The sequence below is a fragment of the Candidatus Accumulibacter contiguus genome (assembly GCF_036625285.1).
Taxonomy (GTDB): Bacteria; Pseudomonadota; Gammaproteobacteria; order Burkholderiales; family Rhodocyclaceae; genus Accumulibacter; species Accumulibacter contiguus.
The window spans coordinates 3,443,673-3,462,576 of the sequence record NZ_JAZKUC010000001.1 but is presented as its reverse complement, the minus strand read 5'-3'; the positions used below and the strand labels follow the sequence as shown (position 1 = coordinate 3,462,576).

Below are 18,904 nucleotides of genomic sequence, written 5' to 3'. Positions count from 1 at the left end.
GTGCGTGTCCCGTTCGCATGCGCCATTGGCCGCCACTGACTCGCGAAAGATGACTCAAGGCTGGGGCGGGACGCGCACGCACCGAAACCCGACGCCCCTGACCCAGTCCCCGGGGTCGACGTCGAACCGGGGCGCGGAGCGCAGGAACGCGGGCGGGTCGTAGAACGAGCCGCCGCGCAAAACCCGCCCCCGGCCTGCTCCTTCTGGATCAACAAAGCTTCCCGACTGGTATTCGCCATACCTGTCCCGGGTCCACTCCCAGACATTGCCATGCATGTCGTACAGTCCCAGCGGGTTCGGCAGTTTCTGCTTGACTGGCTTCATTTGGCCATTGGAGTTCCCGTCAAACCAGGCACGGCGGCCAAGCTGGCTCTCATCGTCGCCGAACGACCAGGCGCCGCGGCTGCCGCCACGCGCGGCGTACTCCCACTGCGCTTCACTCGGCAGATCTCCGCCGACGCTCCGGCAAGAAGAGCGCGCCTGCTCCCAGGTCACGGTTGCGACCGGTCGCTCGTCGCGCTGCGGGTGTTCGGCGAACGATTGCGCATACTGCCAGTTGGTCGTTTCGCTGGCGGCGATCTCGAACCGCGACAAGGTGACGACGCGCGCCGGTTCGACGATCTCGTCCTGGGCGGTCATCGCATCGCCTTTACGCGAACCCATCGTGAAGCTGCCGGGACAGATCGAGACCCACTCGATGCCGTTCTCCGTCGTGGTTTCCGGCCCGCCGTAAACTCGCGCTTCACCGCGCGTCGCGAGAACGCGCCACGGCAACGGAGCCTGCGCGACCGGCTTCGCACCGGGAAAATCGACGGCACGGGCGAGGGCAGCCAGATCGCCGGCGCTGACGATTCCCCATGGGCCGGGATGATCGGCCAGCCGGCGCCCGGCGGCGGCGTGCTCGCGTCCGGGCGGCAGGATCAGCAGCACCTGCGTATTGCGGTTCAGCTCGGGACTGGGTTCCCGCCACTCGTCGAGGAGTTCTTCCCAGTCGGTGGCGACGAGCACCTGATCGGCGCTGCCTTTGTCGAGCAAGCGGATCGCCAGTTGCCGCGCGGACGGGTCGGTGTACGGCGTTGCGATGACGGCCAGCGAGCGCAGCGGCCATCCGTTGGCGCAGGCGCGGATCGGCTGCGCCAGCGAACCGGCGCGCAACAGAACGCCGCCGCCGGCCACAAGTACCGCGTTTTCGCTTTCCGCCCAGCGCCAGTCAAGCGCCACTTCCGCGCCGGCCGGGATCTGCGGCAGCGTGACGCTGGCGCGCGCGCTGCCGAGCGTGAGCTGGTAGGCGTTCGTGCCGCTGGCTTCGGCGATGCGCAGCGTCTGCGCCGCGAGCGTCGGGTGATCGTGGATCGGGTCGCTGACCAGCAGGCACGGCGGATGCTCGGCGAGCAGGCGATGCGTGGCGACCGCGCAGGCGGCCAGCGCCAGGCTGCCGAGCAGCGCCTTCGCCAGCACCAGCCGCGGCGCTTCTGGCAGCGGCTGCGGTGTGCTCAGGTAGAGATCCGCGGCAAACCCGAGTTGGCGCAGGCGATGGCGTTTCGTCACCTTCAGATCGGCGAAGGACCAGGTCAGATAGATGTGCGCGCCGTCGTCGTCGCGATCGGCCGGGCGGTGATCGGCGGCCGCGAACTCGCGCAGACGGTGCTCGATTTCCGGCCGTAATGCTTCGTCGGCGAGTTCGGTCAGCCGGTCGGCGGCGGCGTCGGGGTCGGTGTACAACTGCAGCAGCGCGTGCTCGACCTGCCAGCGCCGGCTGGCGAGCGAGTCGCGCCAGGGTAGCAGGGGGTTCTCCTGCGTCCGCTTTTCGTCGTCGGCCGCGAGGTAGCGCGCCTGCCACCAGGTCAGTGCCTGCCGCGCCAGACTGTGTACGCGCAGCGTTTCCCCGTCGCACGGCTCGCTGCGCAACAGCCAGTTGATCCGCCGGCGGCGGTCTTCGGGCTGGGCCGCCGCGGCGAGGACCGCGTCGACTCCCCAGGCGCTGGCCGGCAGAGCGAGCGCGGCGCGCAAGGTCTGCGCCGTCGCCGCGTCGGCCTCGCCGCCGCCGAGCGCGACGACCGCCGCCCACTGACGAAGCGCTGCCGGCGGACCATCTTCGGCCGTCGCGGCGGGGACTGCGGGCTTGTCGACGGCGCCGAGCCAGTCCGGCAGTTGCGGCAAGGCGACGACTTCGAGCCGCAAGTCATTCGCGGCGAACAGCGCCGCGAGTTGATCGCCGCCCGGCGAGCAGTCGACGAATGCCAGTCGCGGCCAGTGCTGCAAGGCGCCGAGCAGCCGCCGGGTCTCTTCGCGATGCAGTGGATGTTCGAGCCGGCGGCGCAAGCTCGCACCGTCCGGGAAGATCGCCACCAGCGCCTGGCGGCCCGGCCCTTCCTCGGCGAGCGGCCGATAGTCGGGCTGCTCGGGCCAGTCGATACGCTGCGGCGCGTCAGTAAAGAAACCCAGCCGGGATTCGAGGCCGGCGGCGCGCAGCGTGGCGCCCAGTTGCGCGGCGATTTCCTTGGCCGTCGGCGACGCGAGATGGCGGTCGATCCAGAACCAGATGGCGCGCTCGTAGACCGCGGGCTGGAAGCAGAAACGCATGAAGCCGCCGGCGCGGGCGCTCTGCTCGACGGTCCTCGGCAGATCGAGGCGGCGCGTCGGATCGTCGGCGACGAAGCGTTCGATGTTCCAGACGAGCTGGCGGCGGGCGCGCGCGTCGATCAGCGCGCCGTCGTCGCGCGGCGGTGGCGGCAGCGGTTGCCAGCCGAAGCCGCGGTATGCCTGAGGCGTGGCGGTGATGAGCGGAAATTCCCGGCGGTAGCGCCAGCGCAAAGCCAGCGCCAGGGCGAGCGCGAGTACGCCGAGCAGCGCCAGCGGTAGCGGGCCGAGCCGGTTCGGTACGCGGATCGCCGCTGGCGGCAAGTCGTCGATGCGCCAGGTCCAGAATCGTTCGACCGGTTGATCGGGCAGTTCCGGGTCCAGGTTTGGCTGGCCCGCTGGCGGTTCCGGTCGTACAGACAGCTCCCTGATTCTTACATCCGCCGGTGGGTCTGGCGGCCACAGCGACCAGGCCAAGGCGACGAGCAGCAGCAACGCGGCGCCGATGGCCAGCAAACGCTTCCACAAGTCCGGCGGCGGCGGGGAACGAGGCGGCGCGAAGGGTGATCGGTCGCGCTCGCGCTGGCGCGCGTCCGGCGCGGTCGCTGCCGGCGATCGCGCGTTCGCGGGTTCATCGGTCGGCCAGTCGGCGTCGTGGTCGGGGCACCAGGCGGCGAACAGGCCGTCGAAAGTCTGGCGCTGCGCTGGGGTCTTGACCAGCAGCGCGGCGAGCAGCGACCGGAGTCCGGCACGGTCGAGGCAGGGCGAACAAGCGAAGAGGTGGCGAAGGCGCTCGATCTCGCACGGACCCACCGGCACGCCGTTCAGGCGCAAGGCCGCCAGGAAGTCGCCGAGTCCGGCGAGGCGGTCGCTCGCGTCGGGCGGCATCGTTCAACGCAGCCGGGCGAGGTCGCCAGCGTCCTTGATCAGCGCGCCGAGGGCGGGCAAACTGGCGAGCGGGCAGCCATCCAGGGTCTGCGCATCGATCCGCTGCGCGCTGAGGATGCAGAGCCAGGTCAGCAGTTCGGCGGTCGACGGTTTCTTGTCCAGCCCCTGCACTTCGCGCAGTTGCCAGAAACGCCGGCGGGCGGCGGCGCGGGTGTCGGCGTCGAGATTCGGGAAACCGCTGCTGTCGATGCCGGCCATGCTCTCGACAGCGGCTTCGACGAGCTTTTCGTTCAGTTCGATGCGGTGGAAGATGCAGCGCCGCAGAAAGGCATCGGGCAGGCGGCGTTCGTCGTTGCTGGTGACGATCACGATGGGCCGCCGCCCGCTTTTCGGCTTGATCCATTGCTCGGGGTCGAAGGGGTGCGGGAAGCTGTGCTGGTCGAGTTCGTGCAAGAGATCGTTCGGGAAGTCGCGCGCGGCCTTGTCGATTTCGTCGATCAGGACGACCGCGTCGCCGTCCGTCTCGTACGCCTGCCAGAGTGCCCGTTTGTGCAGGAAACCCTGCCGTACGCCGGCGGCTTCTTCGCCGATTCCCGGTTCTTTATGGGCTTCGCGGCGAGCCGACTGGGCCCAGTGCAGATAGCCGACGGCATCGAATTCGTACATCAGGTCTTGCGCGGTCGAGGTCGATTTGACCAGGAACTTGAAGATCGGGATGCCGAAATAGGCACTCACGAAATCCGCTGCCTGCGTCTTGCCGGTGCCGGGTTCGCCGGTCAATAGCAGCGGGCTGCCGGTATGCAGCGCCATGTTCAGCGCCAGCAGCAATTCGTCGGAGGGCCGGTAACGCAAGGCTGCCGTCGGGTGGCTGCCGAGGAAGCGCGGCGCTTGCCTGCGTGCCAGCAGTTTCTTCCTGCCCGCGGGGTCGTGTGCCGCCGGGGTCGCCGGCGGCTGGGCAATCAGTTCGAACGGCGGGAACGGCAAATCGTCAGCGGGCATCGCGCAGTCTCCAGAAACTCGGGTCGTAATGCGGCGGTGGCCAGGCGCCGCTGCGGGTGAGTTCGCGCAGTTCCTCGAACAGGGTACCCCAATTGTCGGGTTCTCCGCGGCGGATGGTGCTGACCGCTTCGTCGAAAGGCATCTCCTTGCGGCTGCCGAGCAGGAGATCGGGAAAGGTCTCCCGGTAGCGGTCGTCGCAGCCGCAGATCGTCTCGTTGCGGAAGTAAGCGCGCAGGTCCTGGCGGCGAACGGCGGCCAGGGCTTCGAGTTCGGCGAAGTGAAAGCCCACGTCGGAGTCGCATTCTTCGATCAGCCGTTCGACCGTGCCGGCCAGTTCGTCGGTGTGTTCGCTTTCCAGCGCGACGATCGAGACGACGCGGACCTTGGCCTGCCATCCGTCGGCGCCGAGTTCCGCTGCCAGGCGCGTGCGGCACCAGTCGGCCACGGCATTCAGAACGTCGGCCGCGTCGCCTTGTGCTGCGCTGGCCTGCCAGCCAAGGATCAGGAAGCAGAACGTCATCCCGGCGAGCGCGGCCGGGTCGAGCAGTGCGTCGAGCAGCGGCTGGTGCGGCGTGCGGCGGTAACGACGGCGCGCGAGTTCGTCGACGTCCTGCGCGTGCCGGGTGCCTGGGGGCAGTTCGAGCGGCTGGTAGTAATAGACTTCGCGCTCGCGCGCATTGCCGACCAGGTGCTGGCGGATCATTGCCGGGAACTCGCTGGTGCGGCAGCCAGGTTTGCCGAGCGCGACGACGTGATGGATCCTGCGCCGGGGATACGAGTAAAACTCGTCGCGCGCGCCCGACAAGGCGTGGCGCTGATGGGTACGATCGAGCAGCAGGTTGACCAGGTCGGGGTTCTGCAGCCGCTTCGGCGCGTCGATCTGCCAGGTCGAGTAGCGCGTCCAGGCGCTGATCTGTCCGCTGGCGTGCTGGTGCAAGGCGACCACCGGGTCGATCTTGCGCACGAAGACCGCTTCGAGCCAGGCGAGGCCGGCCCTGGCGGCGGCGTGCGCGGTACTGCGCGGGTTGCACTGAAAGAGCACCGCTCCCTTGACGCTTTCGACCAGGAGCGATCCCTGCGGCAACACTTCTTCGCCCCCGTCACCCACCAGGTTGAGAAACAGCAGCGAGACCGAGCGCGACTGCCGCAGGCTGCTGGCCAGGTCCGGCCACGGCAGGATTTCGCCGTCGGCGCGATCCTGCAGCAGCAAGCCGTCGCGCGAGGCCGGCCCGTAGTAATACAGCAGGCGCGTCGAACCGGCTTGCAGCTCGTGGCGCAACGAATCCGCGGCGGGCGCTGCCCGTGCGGGCCCGGGGTTGTCCGGCCAGTAGCGCTGAAAGAAGCGCCGCAAGTCGTCGAAATGCGCCGCCTGGCCGCTCTGCGCCGAAGCGGCGAGCAGCACCCGGCCGGGAAAGTAGCAGAGATGGCGGGGATACTCGGGGAAACCCGGTTCGCCGCTGTTCTGGAATTCAACCGTCCAGCCGGCCTGGCTGAGCCGACGGCCCTGGTAAGCGATCGTGCTCCAGGGCAGCCGCTGCAGTTGCCCGGCGCGGGTGAGCAGCCGGACGCGCAGCGGCGCGTAGGTCGGATCGACCGGCCGGTCGCTGCCGAAGGCCAGCGCGAACAGGTTGGTGAAGGTCGCCGGCTCGCTGCCGAAGAGCAACTGGAAGAGCATCTCGCCGTCGAGACCGTAGCCGACGGTCAGCGCGGGGGCAGGGCAGTCGATGCGGGGTTTGATCGCGCCGGCTTGCGGACCCGGGAAAAACTGGTGTTGCCAGTGGTCCCGCCGGTCTTCGATGAAAATCGCCAGGTCGTGGCGCGCGGCGCTTGGCTGACGAGCCGGCGGCGACAGCGGGGTCATGTGGCGGGCGGCCCAGTCGGCGACGCGGGCATACAGCAGGTTGCGCTTACCCCGCTCGCTGATCAGGTCCAGCGGCGGCTGCGGGCCGCTGATCAGGTCCAGCGGCTGCTGCGGGCTGTTGAAGTTGTGTATTGCGGTCAGATCGACCGGGTGCATGCTGCCGTCGACCGCGACCGACAAAGCGGCCTTGGCGACGGAGCTGACGTAAATGATTCCCAGCTTCAGGGCCCCGCCTTCGTACTGGCGCAGCAGGAACGGCAGCTCGTGGCGAATGACGTAATCGGAGGTCAGGACATTTGCGCTGACGAGCAGGATCGCCAGTCGTGAATCCGCCAGCGCCTGCTGTATCGTCGGATGGAACGGGTCGCCAATGTCGATTTCTTCGCGGTCGCGCCAGACTCGCTCGCGGATGCCGGCGACCGCTTTCAGCGCTGGCAGCAGCTCGTCGCAGTACGGCTTGTCCTGGCTGCTGTAACTGATGAATATCTTGCTGTCCATCGACGGATTCTCCACGAACGACCGCTGGTATGCCTTTTCGGCGTGAGCATAGCAGGGAATCGCCGCACTTCGGACAGAGCAGCGGGGTCAGGCTGGGGCGCGATCCGCCGCTTGGAGCGGCGCACCTGATTTGAGCGCCTGCTCTGCCAGAACCCAATCGTCGGCAGGGGTGCCGTCCTTGAATTGACGCTTCTCGGCAAAATAATAGGCCGCCTCACGAATGGCTTGCTCAGGCGGGGTCTGCGGCCTGGGCTGATCCACCGTGGCTGCGATCTCAGCCATCTTGACGTCTGCCAAGCCTTCGACCTCTTGGGCCGGACCTGCTGGCTCTACGGGGTGAGCCCTGGCCTGCCGGTCTGGTGGCTCGGATTCGCTCGTCTGCGCCGGCGACTGAACCACGCCAGCAGCCTGGAGTGCACCACTGTCCTCGCGGGCTTCCGCACGGGGTATCGGCTCGCTGACGGCGTCTGCCCAGGCAGTGGACGGAGCCGCTGGCAATGCCTCGACACCCTTATCCACGCTTTCCTGGCGCCGTACCTTCTCGGAGGGTGGCGTCGCCGGCGACGACGCACGCAGCGATTGCAGATGCACTCCCCAGAGGAAATTGCCGGCAATGAGAAGCGCGATCGCGAGCGGGTCAAACACGAAGATGATGGTCAGGATCACGTACTTGACGGCCTGCTCCATGGAAACATGGAACGCCTGCGAAACGAATACGATGGGCCCGGCGTGCGTGTTGATCGTGATCTGCTCCACCTGCATTTTCGGCAACTGCGCGTTGAGTTGCTCCAGGCGCCTGTTGACCCGGTCGGATTCTGCCCGGAATGCGCTGATCAGCTTCTGACGCCCGCGGACGTTGTTCGCCGGAAGATTGCCGATCTGGGCATCGATCTCCTTCTTGCGCGCTTCCAGATTTGCCTTCTCCTCCTTGGCTGCGGCCACCAGGATCTGTTGTTGCTTCGTATCCTTGATGGCCCCCTGAAACGCCGCAGAGAGGTACCCAAACGCGCCAGCCGAGGTGATCAGCATCAATACCGCGGTCGCCAGGATCATGTAGATCCGGAGCATCACGGGTGCCGTGGTCCACTGCTTGTACAGGAAGGAAACGGTGACCACCTTGCCGACGTCGAGAGCTGCGGCCAGGGCAATGATCACCGGATTGGAACTGAAGAGGCTGGAGAGGCCAATGATCGAAATCCAGGTTCCGAGTCCCTCGATCAAGAAAGCCGAGGCAAAGGTCAGGAGTGAGAAGAACATGTGAAGATCAGGAAATCAGGTACTGCGAAAGGAGTCCGCAACGAAGCAAAGCGATGCTGTGAACAGGAGAGTTTAATCGTGGAAGACGCTGCTGCAGCACTGGTCTCCCAATTCGGATTGGGCTGAGGTTCCGCCTGTAGCCCGGATCTTACGATGTCCATCAATCCGGGTGTGGATCTTTCTGGCGGTGAAGAATCGAGACCGTCCTGCGTATCCAGCCCTGCGCGGTGTATGATTTTGCTCCTGATTGCTGCCGGGGAGTCCGTCATGCCTGCCGTCCTGCCATTTCTGCGTCTGCTGACGGCCGTGCTGGGTCTGCTCGTCTGTAGTCTTGCGGCCGCAGCGCCGAGCAAGGCGCAGGTCGCTCTGGTGGTCGGCATCGGCGCGTATCAGAATGCGCCACCATTACCGAATCCGCCCAACGACGCCCGCGCGGTGGCTGATTCACTGAAAAAGCTCGGTTTCCAGGTCGAACTCGCCGTCGATCCCGACAAGACGCGTCTCGAACAGGCGATCAAGCGCTTCGGCGATCAATTGCAGGGCGCCAGGGCCGGTCTGTTCTTCTACGCCGGGCATGGCCTGCAGGTCAGCGGCCGCAACTACCTGGTGCCGGCGGATGCCAAGATCGACAATGAACGTTCCTTGCCTTTTGCTGCCGTCGACGCTGATCTGGTGCTGACGCAGATGGAGACCTCGACTCCGGTCAGTCTGATCTTTCTTGACGCTTGCCGTGACAACCCTTTTTCACGTTCGCTGGCGCGCAGCATGGGTACCCGTTCGGCCGCGGTCGGACGTGGCCTGGCGCAAATCGCCGCTGGCGAGGGCTCGCTGATCGTTTTTGCCACACAGCCGGGCAATGTCGCCGAAGACGGACAGACCGGCCATAGTCCCTTCACCGAAGCGCTGCTCAAGAACCTCGAAGCGCCTGGACTCGAAGTGCGGCAGATGCTGACCCGCGTGCGCCTGCAGGTGAAGGAAAAGACCAATGGCAAGCAGATTCCCTGGGACCATTCCTCGCTGACACAGGACTACTTTTTCATGGGGCCGACGACGGTGATCGTGCAGCCGCAGGCGGCGCCGGCGACCGAACCGAAAGCGGCCGCTGTCGACCCGATGGCGGTGCAGCTTTCTCTCTGGGAATCGGTGCGCACCAGCCAGGACCCGGCAGATTTCGAGGACTACCTCAAACAGTACCCCGACGGTAAATTCGCCGCCATCGCCCGGCGTCGTCTGGCAGCGCTGAAAACAGCATCACTCAAGGAACGCGAGCCGGTCGCCACGCCGGCGCCGGAGAGTGAGCGGCCGCCGGGCAAGGCGGCGCCGCTGACCGCACCGCCGGCAATCACGAGGCCGCCCCCCGAGCAACTCGCGGCGTTCGAGGTGATGATGCAGGGCACCGCCACCAACCTCACCGTCGGCACCAGCGCGCAGGCGCAATTCCAGTTGCGGCGTAACGGCGAAGGCCTGACTGCAGCGATCCGCGTCTTTCCGCCCTTGTTCGCCACCGGTGTCCTGCAGGGCCAATATCGGGGCGGACAATGCCTGCTGCAGGGGCGGATGAACGAAGGTTTCATCCTGAAAATGGCCGGAGCCTGTTCGCCCACTGGTTTCTCAGGCCAGTATCAGGCTGAAGCAACGGGTCAGATCCAGCAAGGCATCTTCCGCTTTCAGTCGAACTGACCGCGCAGGGAAGTGGCGAGCAGAAGACGGGGGCGCGCATGCGGACAGGGCTACGCACTGACCTGACGGGCAGCCACGGACAAGGGGAGCGGCGACCGCCGGGCAGGCAGCGGCCAGACCGGAACGCGCCCTAGCAGCCGCTGCACCTGAGCGCGCAGGAAGGCCGGCAAGGGCTGGGCGGCTTTCTCGAAGCGGACCTGACCACTGCCGATGGCTTCCAGCAAGGCCAGGCCGTGGCCGCTAACGAGGTGACTTTCCCCTGGCCGCAGCAGAATGTCGCCGGCTTCGCCAGCGACCGTCAGCCAGACCACGCCAGCCGTGCAGTGGATGCGCACACCCCGGGCAGACAGCAACCGGATCGGTGCGTTGTGGGTAAGGCAAAGCTCGCTGTTGTAGAGGTCGATGTCCATGGCAGTCTCTCCTTGTGTTGACGAAGAGCAGTGTAGAACGTTCGGCATTCATGATACAGTTACAAGGAAGCAAAATTGTAACCAGCACAATTGGCAACTTGTCGAATTGTGCTGGTCATTGTGTGGGACAACTGTACTGGTAATGCCAATGGAAAACGAGCTTTTGCGTTACGAACGGCTGGCGGAGGATCTGGGGGGAATCATCGTCGCTGGCAACTTGCGGCCGGGCGAACGCCTGCCATCGGTGCGGCGCCTGTCGCGCGAGCGGCGGCTTTCGGTTTCAACGGTACTGCAGGCGCTGCACCAGCTGGAGGACCGTGGGCTCGTCGAAGCCAGGCCGCAGTCCGGGTACTTCGTGCGCCATGCGGCAGCGCCGCGCGCCCAACCAAACGCCCGCTCGACCCCTGAGGCGCCGGTGCCGGTCGATGTCAGTCAGCGTCTGATGCGCGTGCTGCAAACCGGCATGCAGCCAGGCGTCGTGCCGCTCGGGGCCGCACTGCCGGCGTGCACGCTGCTGCCACTGGCAGCGCTGCAGCGACTCTACGGCGGCGTCTTGCGGCGCCATCCGCGGCTGCTCGAGGGCGGCAGCCACATCAATATGGACGAACCGGCGCTGGTTCGCCAACTGGTACTGTGTTCGGTGGGCTGGGCCGGACCACTGGCAGCCAGCGAATTCGTGATCACCAATTCCTGCACCGAGGCCCTGGGACTCTGCCTGCGCGCGGTGACCCGGCCCGGCGACACGGTGGCGGTCGAATCACCGGCTTATCACCTGATGTTGCAACTACTCGAAATTCTGGGACTCAAGGCGCTGGAAATTCCCACCGATCCGCGCACCGGCCTGTCGATCGAAGCGCTTGATCTGGCCACCCGCGAAAGCCGGGTGGCAGCCTGCCTGCTGGTGCCCAATGCCAGCAACCCGCTCGGCAGCATCATGCCCGACGAGCACAAGCGCCGGCTGGCCAAGCTGACGGCCGAACGCGGCGTGGCGGTGATTGAAGACGACATCTACGGCGATCTGCATTTCAGCAGCGAGCGCCCGTGGCCGCTCAAGGCTTTCGACAAGGCCGGCAATGTGATGCTCTGTTCGTCTTTTTCCAAGTGCCTGTCGCCCGCCTTGCGGATCGGTTTCGTGGCCGCCGGCCGCTACCGGGCGCAAGTCGCCCTGCACAAGACGATCACCAGCGGCGGCACCAATCCGGTCACCCAGCAGGTCCTCGCGGAGTACCTCGAATCGGGTGCCTACGCGCGCCACATGCGCGGGCTGCGGCGCACCTACGAGCGCCAGGTCGACGCCATGCGCGCGTCGGTGGCCCGGCACTTCCCCGCCGCCACGCGCATCACCGAACCACAGGGCGGCTTCGTATTATGGGTCGAACTGCCCGAAGGGGTGGACACCACAGCGCTCTACGACCGCGCCATCGCAGCCGGCGTTGCTTATGTCCCGGGCGAACTCTTTTCGGCCAGCGGCATGTACCGAAACTGTCTGCGGCTCAACTGCGGCAACCCGCACACGCCCGAGGTCGAGGACGCCGTGCGGCGACTCGGCGGCTTGATGGCGGGCTGACTTTCGGCAGCGACACACGGCTATTCAAGCCCTGCGGCGTTTCCTGTGTTCCTGCCTCCACTCGGCGGGATGCTCTCCAGGAGCTGGCAGATCGATCCGGACCAGCTATTCCCCGGTACGGATGTCGATGACGCTCAAATCCTCGTCGGCAGGCTGGACCCTGGGAATCGGCAGGCCTTCGAAGTACAACTGAATCTCGCGTTCGCGGCGCGTCTTCAGACCAGCATGCTCCATGCCGTTGGCTTTGATCCAGCGCCGCAACTGGAACGGCACACGCTCATGCTCGCCAGCATTGACCGCTTTCAGCAAGGTCGATTTCTGCAACTTGCTCGCGCCGACGTTGTAGGTGAAATCACAAAGCGCTGCGTACTGCCCGTCGCTGAGCGCCGTCGTAACCATGCCCATCACCGCCAGTTGTGCCCGCCGCAGATCCTGGACCAGCAGCGATTCACCTCGCGGCTCGCCGAGGCCACGCCGGAACTCGGGAGGTTCTTTGCCATCGCAGGGGGCCTTCTTGACCAGGTGGCCGTAAGCGATGCTGCAGTAGCGTGCGGCATCGTTATACAGGCGCGGCACGAAGCCCTCCGACACCTTGGTCAGGCGGATGCCCTTGTCGTAAACCGCGCGCGGCCGAATGCCCTTGGGCAGGCTCACTTCGTCTTCCAGCAGGATCCCCGGCGTGAGCTTGTCTTCGAACTCAGTGGGCGCGCCAGGTGTGCTCGCCGCGTCGCAGGGACCACTGCTCGCGCACACCATTCCGTACGCCATGCCGCCGAGCAGCGGCGCGGCACGCGGTAGCGCTGCGAAACTCTTCGCCGCCAGTTGCCTGAGCTGGCTGCGGCTGGCAGCGGAAAGGCGCGCGAACGGTTCCTGCATCGCGCCCTGCTCGTCACGTTCGCCGGTCCCGTTCTGGTAGAAGTCCAGTGGCTCCTTGCTGAGGAAAGCCGTCACCAGCGTTACGCCGTAAGGCGGGGTGGCCTTCAGATCGAACTTCATCTGCGCGGTCGGAATCGTGAATGGCCCGGCGGCAACGCGGTTGTCGGGGTGATGCTGGTTGGGAAAGAGCACGGTCGGCAGGTCATCGGGGCCGACGCTGAGCACATTGAGGTAACCCTCGCGCGGAATATCGACGGTAAACACCAGCGGTTCGCCCTCGCGATGAAAGGTCTTGTTCAGTTGCACCGACAGGCCGCCGGCAAGTGTGGCGGCATCCTCGGTGACTCTCCGGAAAGACTGGCGGCTGGCTGCAGGCGCCAGCGCAGCGGCGGCGGTGCTCTGTGGCGGCGGAACGTTCTGCCCGAACGCCGCCCCGATGCCCAGAGTCAGTGACCCGAGGATCGACCAGACCATCGCCCGGTCAGTGACACTGCTTCTCATGATGCTCTCCCCTTCCAAGCCGCAAGCCGTTCGGACACTCCGGCGCAAATGGCTATGGTATCAGTGTGCAACGCATCCGGCGCGATTTCAGCCTGTACCACCTCGTTCCGGGCGGCGTGGAGGCGGGCGGCGCACACGGGCGGGCGAGCGCAATCCCAGCCAATGGCCAGTGATTGTTGCCTATTATCGACAACGATTCGCATTTACAAACAGCAAGACAGCGGCTATCATGCGGCCGACGAAACCAAACCGCATTGATCTGCCTGGAGCCATAGCCATGAACTTTTCCCTTTCCCGTACGCTGATCAGCCTGCTGCTCGCCGCTGCACCCCTTGTGAGTGCGCAGGCTCAGGAGAAGGTGCTGAACCTGTACTCGGCCCGCCATTACCAGACCGATGAAGCCCTGTACAACGGCTTCACACAGCAGACCGGAATCACCATCAAGCGTATCGAGGGCAAGGAAGACGAGTTGCTCGAACGGATCCGCAACGAGGGCGCCAACAGTCCAGCGGATGTCCTGTTGACGGTCGATGCCGCGCGTCTGGCGGCAGCACACGAGATGGGATTGTTTGCACCGTTGCGGTCGCCGCTGCTGGAGGCCCGCATTCCCGCGCATTTGCGCACGGGTGACTGGTTCTCGTTTTCCATCCGCGCGCGCGTCATCATCTACGCCAAAGGTGCCGTGAAGCCCGAGGAGTTGCAGACTTACAGCGATCTTGCCAATCCTCGACTGAAGGGCAAGGTCTGCTCCCGCTCGGGTTCCCACCCCTACAACCTGTCGCTGATGGCCTCGATCATTGCCCATCAGGGGGAGGCGAAAGCCGAGGAGTGGGCAAGAGGGGTGGTTGCCAACTTCGCCCGCCCGCCCAAAGGTGGCGATACCGATCAAATCCGGGCGGTGGCTGCCGGCGAGTGCGCTGTAGCCCTCTCCAACACCTACTATCTGGCGCGCCTGATGCGTTCGGACAAGCCCGAGGATCGCCAGACGATGGAGAGGATCGTTATCGTCTGGCCTGACCAGAAGGACAGCGGTGCCCATATCAATGTTTCCGGTGGTGGCGTCCTGAAAAACGCCCCACACCGGGAGGCAGCGGTCAAGTTCCTGGAGTACCTGGCCAGTGACGGAGCACAACGCTATTTTGCCGACGGCAACAATGAATGGCCGGTGGTAGCAGGCGTCAAGGTGAGCAACCCGGCACTGGAAGCCCTCGGAAAGTTCAAGGCCGATACCTTGCCGGTCGGATCGCTGGCGATGTATCGCGCCAAGGCACAAATGATTTTCGACCGCGCCGGCTACCGCTGACCGATCCGGTCAGCGGATCCTGCGAACCTCCTGGCCGCTGGCCATGTTCAGCGCGCGTGCGGAATCGGCCCGCTCCGCACCGTGCGTTACTATGAAAGTCGCGAGCGACTCTCGAATCTCCCCTCCCCCCTCGCGGGGGAGGGGTTGGGGGAGAGGGGAAACGGTCATGACTTTCATCATCGGGGGTGTCTTGCAAAGTCATGACCGTTTGGTCAGCGCAAGGAATCCTGCACTGACTGGAACTGGCGCACCCAGGGTCCGTTGGCACGCAATTCAGGCGGCAGAGCTGCGATGGCGGCGCGCGCCTGCGTGACTGTTCTGAATACACCGAAGAACAGGTTGTAGTTCGTGCGCTGGTCGCGCTCGGTAATGGAAAAGGCCAGTGAATCCAGGGCAAGCTGCTTCACGTTGCGGTCGATGAAGCGCGCCATGTCGGCCTGGCTGGGAGATGTCACCAACTGCACGGTGTAGGCCTTGGGGTATTGCTGGAGTATCCACTGACTGTCATGCACCACCCCGGCGCCCGCACTTTGCACTTGTAGATTCCGCACCACGGCACGGAGATCGCTGAGGCTTTTCTCGAGACCCGAAACCTGTCCCGAGACCTGGTCAATGCTCGCCTGCTGGCGCGCATCGGTCTCCTGGCGGGCCGTTTCTCGCGCGGAGAGGATAGCCACCTGGCCGCTGACTTCGCTGATCTGGGCCCGGTTTTGCGCCATCGCCAACTCGGAGCTTGCGGGGGCGAAGGCTGGCACCCACTTGACCAGGGCGAAGCCCGCTACGGTCAGCAACAGCAGGCCGGCGATCGCCAGATGGGTCCACTTGAACTGGTCGCGAGTGTCACCCTGATGGTCTGCCAGTACGGTAGCGACCTTGCCGATTTCCTCGTCCAGGCGCCGAGTCTCCGACTGCAGGACGCCGACCAGCCCCTGCAAGGTCTGAAACTCGGCATGGTGCTCGCGCTGCAAGGCGCTCAAACCCTCGATCCGCGCTTCGACGATCGCGTGCTGCTTTTCGGCTTGTTCCCGCACCGCTTCGATGCGACTCTTGTTGCCGCGCGTCGCGGTATCCAGCAATTGATAGGTGAGATCAAACTGATCCAGGCGCACGCGTTGCTCGGCGATGATTTGCTCCTGCGCCGTGAACAGCGCTTGCAGCGAACCCAGCCCGGCATCGAGTTGCGCCAGATCCGAACTGATGCGCGCGTTGTTACCCGCAAGCCGGGTGTCCCAGCGCTGCTCCGAGTCGGCCAGCCAGGCGCGAGCTTCTTCGCGTACCGTATCGATGCGTTGTCCCGTGGCTGCGGCATGTCCGGCCAAGGACCGGCTCTGTTGCTGCAAATCGGCGCCGAGCTGATGCACCAGGCTTGATACTGCACCGCCGGACTGGCGGATTTCGGCCAACTCGCTGTCGATACGGCGATTGTTTTCGGCGTAGAGCGCGGTCAGTTCGTCGTAGTCGCGCAGCAGACGGTCAAGTTGCGCATTGATTTCCTTCGGCATCAGGCTGGAACCGCTGGCCTGCGTAAGTTCCAGCAACTGGGCCATCCTGGGTTCAATGCCAGGAATCTCGGTCGTCGACGCGTCCAGTGGCTCGGTGGGTACGGTCTCAGGCTGCACATCGTTTGGAAGCGCCAGTTCTGCGGTTTGGGTCATGGTCGGGCCTCTTTAATGGATTTACAGGTTTGCGTCTGCGTATGTAAGCCATACTCGCGCGCATCGTATCGGCAGTTGACCGATTCTCGTCCTTTCCTGAATGCCTGGAAGGATACAAAATCCGACACCACAGGGCAGTATATGTTCCTCCATCAACCGTGGTCAATCGTGGACAGCGTACGCGTGGTGCAGGGCAGTGGGCGGCAAGAAGCACGGATGCCTTTAGGGATGCGGCAGCCGAACAGTTCGAATCCTATTTGACCTGTAGCGAAGGAATCATGCAAGATGACCGGAAAATGCGAGCAAGAGCGTTTGTGTGCCGTACGAGACGTCGTCGTGACCTGCGAGCATGCTGGCAACCGGTCCCATCGGAATGCGCCGACCTCTTGACTTCCGTCCAGGATCTTCCTGAGGAGACGTGGCTGTTCCTGCTCGACAGCCGTTATTGCCAAACCGATCAACTGTCCGCCAAGGCCTGGCAGGAATGGAGGAGGACAAGTATGTACGAACCCCACCAGTGGTATGACCTCGGCCTCCTGCGCTCGCCCGGCTGGGTGCGGCTGGCGCTGGAGATGCGCGTTGGCTGGGAATATGGTGCAAGCATCGCAGCGACGCCGTTGCTGAGCCTGGCGCCGCGCGGCGACGGGCATCCGGTACTGGTTTTTCCCGGTCTGATCACCGGCGACCTGTCGACACTGCCGCTGCGCAATTACCTGGAGAGTCGCGGCTACGCAGTCTACCCCTGGGGGCAGGGAATCAATCGCGGGCCACGCGAGGGCGTCATCAATGCATGCCTCGATCTCCTTGACCGGCTCTCCCGCGAGCACGGCCGCTCGCTCAGTCTGATCGGCTGGAGTTTGGGCGGCATCTATGCGCGCGAACTGGCCAAGATGCGGCCCGATGTCGTTCGCCAGGTGATCACCATGGGAACTCCGTTTACCGGTCATCCGAAAGCGACCAACGCCTGGCGCATCTACGAGTGGGCAACCGGCCACAAGATCGGCGCTCCCGACCTCCACGAACCGCTGCGCACGCCGCCACCGGTGCCGACGACCTCGATCTTCAGCCGCAGTGACGGCGTCGTCGCCTGGCAGTGCAGCCTCGAACGCGAGAGTCCGCATACCGACAACATCGAGGTGCAGGCCAGTCACCTCGGCATGGGCCTCAATCCGACCACACTGTATGCAATTGCCGATCGCCTCGCGCAGGCTGAAGGCGAGTGGCGCCCATTCGATCGATCGGGGTTTCGAAGCTATCTCTATCCCGACCCGCGCCGTCGCGCCAGCTATTGATCCGTGTGACGCTGCGCGCACAGGGCGCATGACTGATTCGCCACTTCGCTTCTGTCGGTGCGAAGCGGTATGGTTATTAACTTTTCTTGAATGGTCCAATATCGATGACTTACACCACTACGCTCACTTTGTTTGACGGGGTCAGGATCGTCACGCCTGACTCGTTGGAACTGATTACCCCGTATGTCTTGCGCGAGCAGCAGGACTGGTTCGAGGACGAAATCAAGTTTCTTCGCCGTTTGCTGCAAGCGGGCCAGCAGGTCATCGACATCGGCGCCAACTACGGTGTTTACGCCCTGTGCATGGCAAACACGGTGGGGCCGACAGGGCACGTCTGGGCCTTCGAGCCAGCATCCGACACGGCACATCTTCTTGCGGAAGGGATTGCCGCCAACGGTTTCGCGCAGATCACCCTTGCACAATGCGCGCTTTCGTCCGCAAGTGGCACTGCCCAACTATCGCTGAGCGAACACTCGGAGTTGAACGCACTGGTGCATGGCCCCGCCGCTGCAACGAGCGCGACCGAGACAGTCTCTCTGGTGACGCTTGACGAATGCCTGGAGACCTATGGCTGGCAGGATATCGAGTTTGTCAAGATCGACGCCGAGGGTGAAGAGGCCAATATCCTGAAGGGCGGCGAACACTTTTTCTCGCGGCTGTCACCGCTGGTCCAGTACGAAATCAAGGCGGGCGCCGAGCTGCACATGCACCTGGTAGAAGCCTTCGCAGCACTTGGCTACGCATCCTATCGGCTGGTTCCCGGACTCGACCTGCTGGTACCCTTCAACCCTGAGGCACAGGTGGATGGGTTCCTGCTCAATTTGTTCTGCTGCAAGCCTGATCGCGCCGCACGACTTGCTGCACGCGGTGTTCTGCTGGATTCAGCCGAACTGGGAAGCGCGGAGGAGGAGATCAGACGTCTTCTCGATACGGATGACGGTCGACATGTCCATGGCTGGCAGCAAGCCATTGTCGGATTACCTTATGGCGCACAACTCGCGGATGAATGGGAAGTGACGATGAATTCCGGGGGCAGTGCAGAGGTGGCGCATGCCTTGTCCCTCCATGCCCTCAGCCGGGATCCGTCCTTGTCGGCGACGACGCGTTTCCTTGCGCTCGAAGCCTGTTTTCGCTGCTTCGAGAAGCTCTGCGAGCATCAGTCTTCGCACTTGCGACTGGCCAGCCTGGCGCGAGCAGCCAGGGAGTACGGCGCCAGATCCATTGCCGTAAACGCACTGACACAACTGTGCACGACGATCCTTCAGCAGCAGCAGGTGGACACCAGCGAACCATTTCTCGCACCGGGCGAACACTTCGATTCCGTCGTCCCTGGTGAGGCCATCGGCAACTGGGTACTGGCAGCCGCTCTGGAAGAACTGGAGCGGATCGGCTCTTTTTCTTCTTTCTACACTGGCGCCTCAGCGCTGCAGCGCCTGCAAATCATCCGAGAGCTGGGGTTTGGCAGCAGCGAGATGGAGCGCCGTTTGCGCTTGTTACAGGAGCGACTGGGGCTGCCTGCGTAGTATCGCAGCGCACT

General features: G+C 64.6%; 12 protein-coding genes. 5 read left to right on the top strand and 7 right to left on the bottom strand.

Annotated features, from left to right (window positions below; genetic code table 11):
- Positions 1-54: 54 nt before the first annotated feature.
- From V5B59_RS16430 to V5B59_RS16415, 4 genes are all read right to left on the bottom strand, one after another.
- Complete coding sequence (locus tag V5B59_RS16430; protein WP_169071551.1) at positions 55-3,468, bottom strand: SUMF1/EgtB/PvdO family nonheme iron enzyme; 3,414 nt, start codon at positions 3,466-3,468, stop codon at positions 55-57.
- Between the two features lie 3 nt (positions 3,469-3,471).
- Positions 3,472-4,467, bottom strand: coding sequence for an AAA family ATPase (locus V5B59_RS16425; protein ID WP_169071552.1), 996 nt, complete (start codon positions 4,465-4,467; stop codon positions 3,472-3,474).
- Positions 4,457-6,826 carry a toll/interleukin-1 receptor domain-containing protein gene (locus V5B59_RS16420; protein WP_169071553.1) on the bottom strand — a complete coding sequence of 790 codons (2,370 nt, stop codon included), beginning with the start codon at positions 6,824-6,826 and terminating at the stop codon, positions 4,457-4,459. The genes V5B59_RS16425 and V5B59_RS16420 overlap by 11 nt, the downstream gene beginning before the upstream one ends.
- Before the next feature lie 87 nt (positions 6,827-6,913).
- Complete coding sequence (locus tag V5B59_RS16415) at positions 6,914-8,083, bottom strand: DUF2934 domain-containing protein (protein WP_034911315.1); 1,170 nt, start codon at positions 8,081-8,083, stop codon at positions 6,914-6,916.
- Between the two features lie 267 nt (positions 8,084-8,350).
- On the opposite strand from V5B59_RS16415, the gene V5B59_RS16410 reads away from it, so the two are divergent.
- A complete protein-coding gene (locus V5B59_RS16410) occupies positions 8,351-9,763 on the top strand; it encodes a caspase family protein (RefSeq protein WP_169071554.1) in 1,413 nt (470 codons plus the stop codon).
- A gap of 50 nt (positions 9,764-9,813) precedes the next feature.
- Here V5B59_RS16410 and V5B59_RS16405 read toward each other — a convergent pair whose 3' ends face one another.
- A complete protein-coding gene (locus tag V5B59_RS16405) occupies positions 9,814-10,173 on the bottom strand; it encodes a DUF2917 domain-containing protein (RefSeq protein WP_169071555.1) in 360 nt (119 codons plus the stop codon).
- 148 nt (positions 10,174-10,321) lie between these two features.
- Here V5B59_RS16405 and V5B59_RS16400 point away from each other — a divergent pair, with 148 nt between their 5' ends.
- Positions 10,322-11,740, top strand: coding sequence for a PLP-dependent aminotransferase family protein (locus tag V5B59_RS16400; protein ID WP_169071556.1), 1,419 nt, complete (start codon positions 10,322-10,324; stop codon positions 11,738-11,740).
- Positions 11,741-11,845: 105 nt separating this feature from the next.
- Here V5B59_RS16400 and V5B59_RS16395 read toward each other — a convergent pair whose 3' ends face one another.
- Positions 11,846-13,117, bottom strand: a complete 1,272-nt coding sequence (locus V5B59_RS16395) for a glycoside hydrolase family protein (RefSeq protein ID WP_169071557.1) — start codon at positions 13,115-13,117, stop codon at positions 11,846-11,848.
- A gap of 277 nt (positions 13,118-13,394) precedes the next feature.
- Between V5B59_RS16395 and V5B59_RS16390 the strand changes: the two genes are divergently transcribed.
- Entirely contained in the window at positions 13,395-14,420 is a 1,026-nt protein-coding gene (locus V5B59_RS16390; protein ID WP_169071558.1) for a Fe(3+) ABC transporter substrate-binding protein, read from the top strand.
- A 212-nt stretch (positions 14,421-14,632) separates the two neighbouring features.
- On the opposite strand, the gene V5B59_RS16385 is transcribed toward V5B59_RS16390, so the two are convergent.
- Complete coding sequence (locus V5B59_RS16385) at positions 14,633-16,075, bottom strand: SPOR domain-containing protein (RefSeq protein WP_034909081.1); 1,443 nt, start codon at positions 16,073-16,075, stop codon at positions 14,633-14,635.
- Between the two features lie 500 nt (positions 16,076-16,575).
- Between V5B59_RS16385 and V5B59_RS16380 the strand changes: the two genes are divergently transcribed.
- Both V5B59_RS16380 and V5B59_RS16375 read left to right on the top strand, forming a co-directional pair.
- Positions 16,576-17,367: an esterase/lipase family protein gene (locus V5B59_RS16380; protein WP_169071559.1), complete on the top strand. Its 792-nt coding sequence runs from the start codon at positions 16,576-16,578 to the stop codon at positions 17,365-17,367.
- A gap of 104 nt (positions 17,368-17,471) precedes the next feature.
- Positions 17,472-18,890: an FkbM family methyltransferase gene (locus V5B59_RS16375; RefSeq protein ID WP_169071560.1), complete on the top strand. Its 1,419-nt coding sequence runs from the start codon at positions 17,472-17,474 to the stop codon at positions 18,888-18,890.
- Positions 18,891-18,904 lie beyond the last annotated feature (14 nt).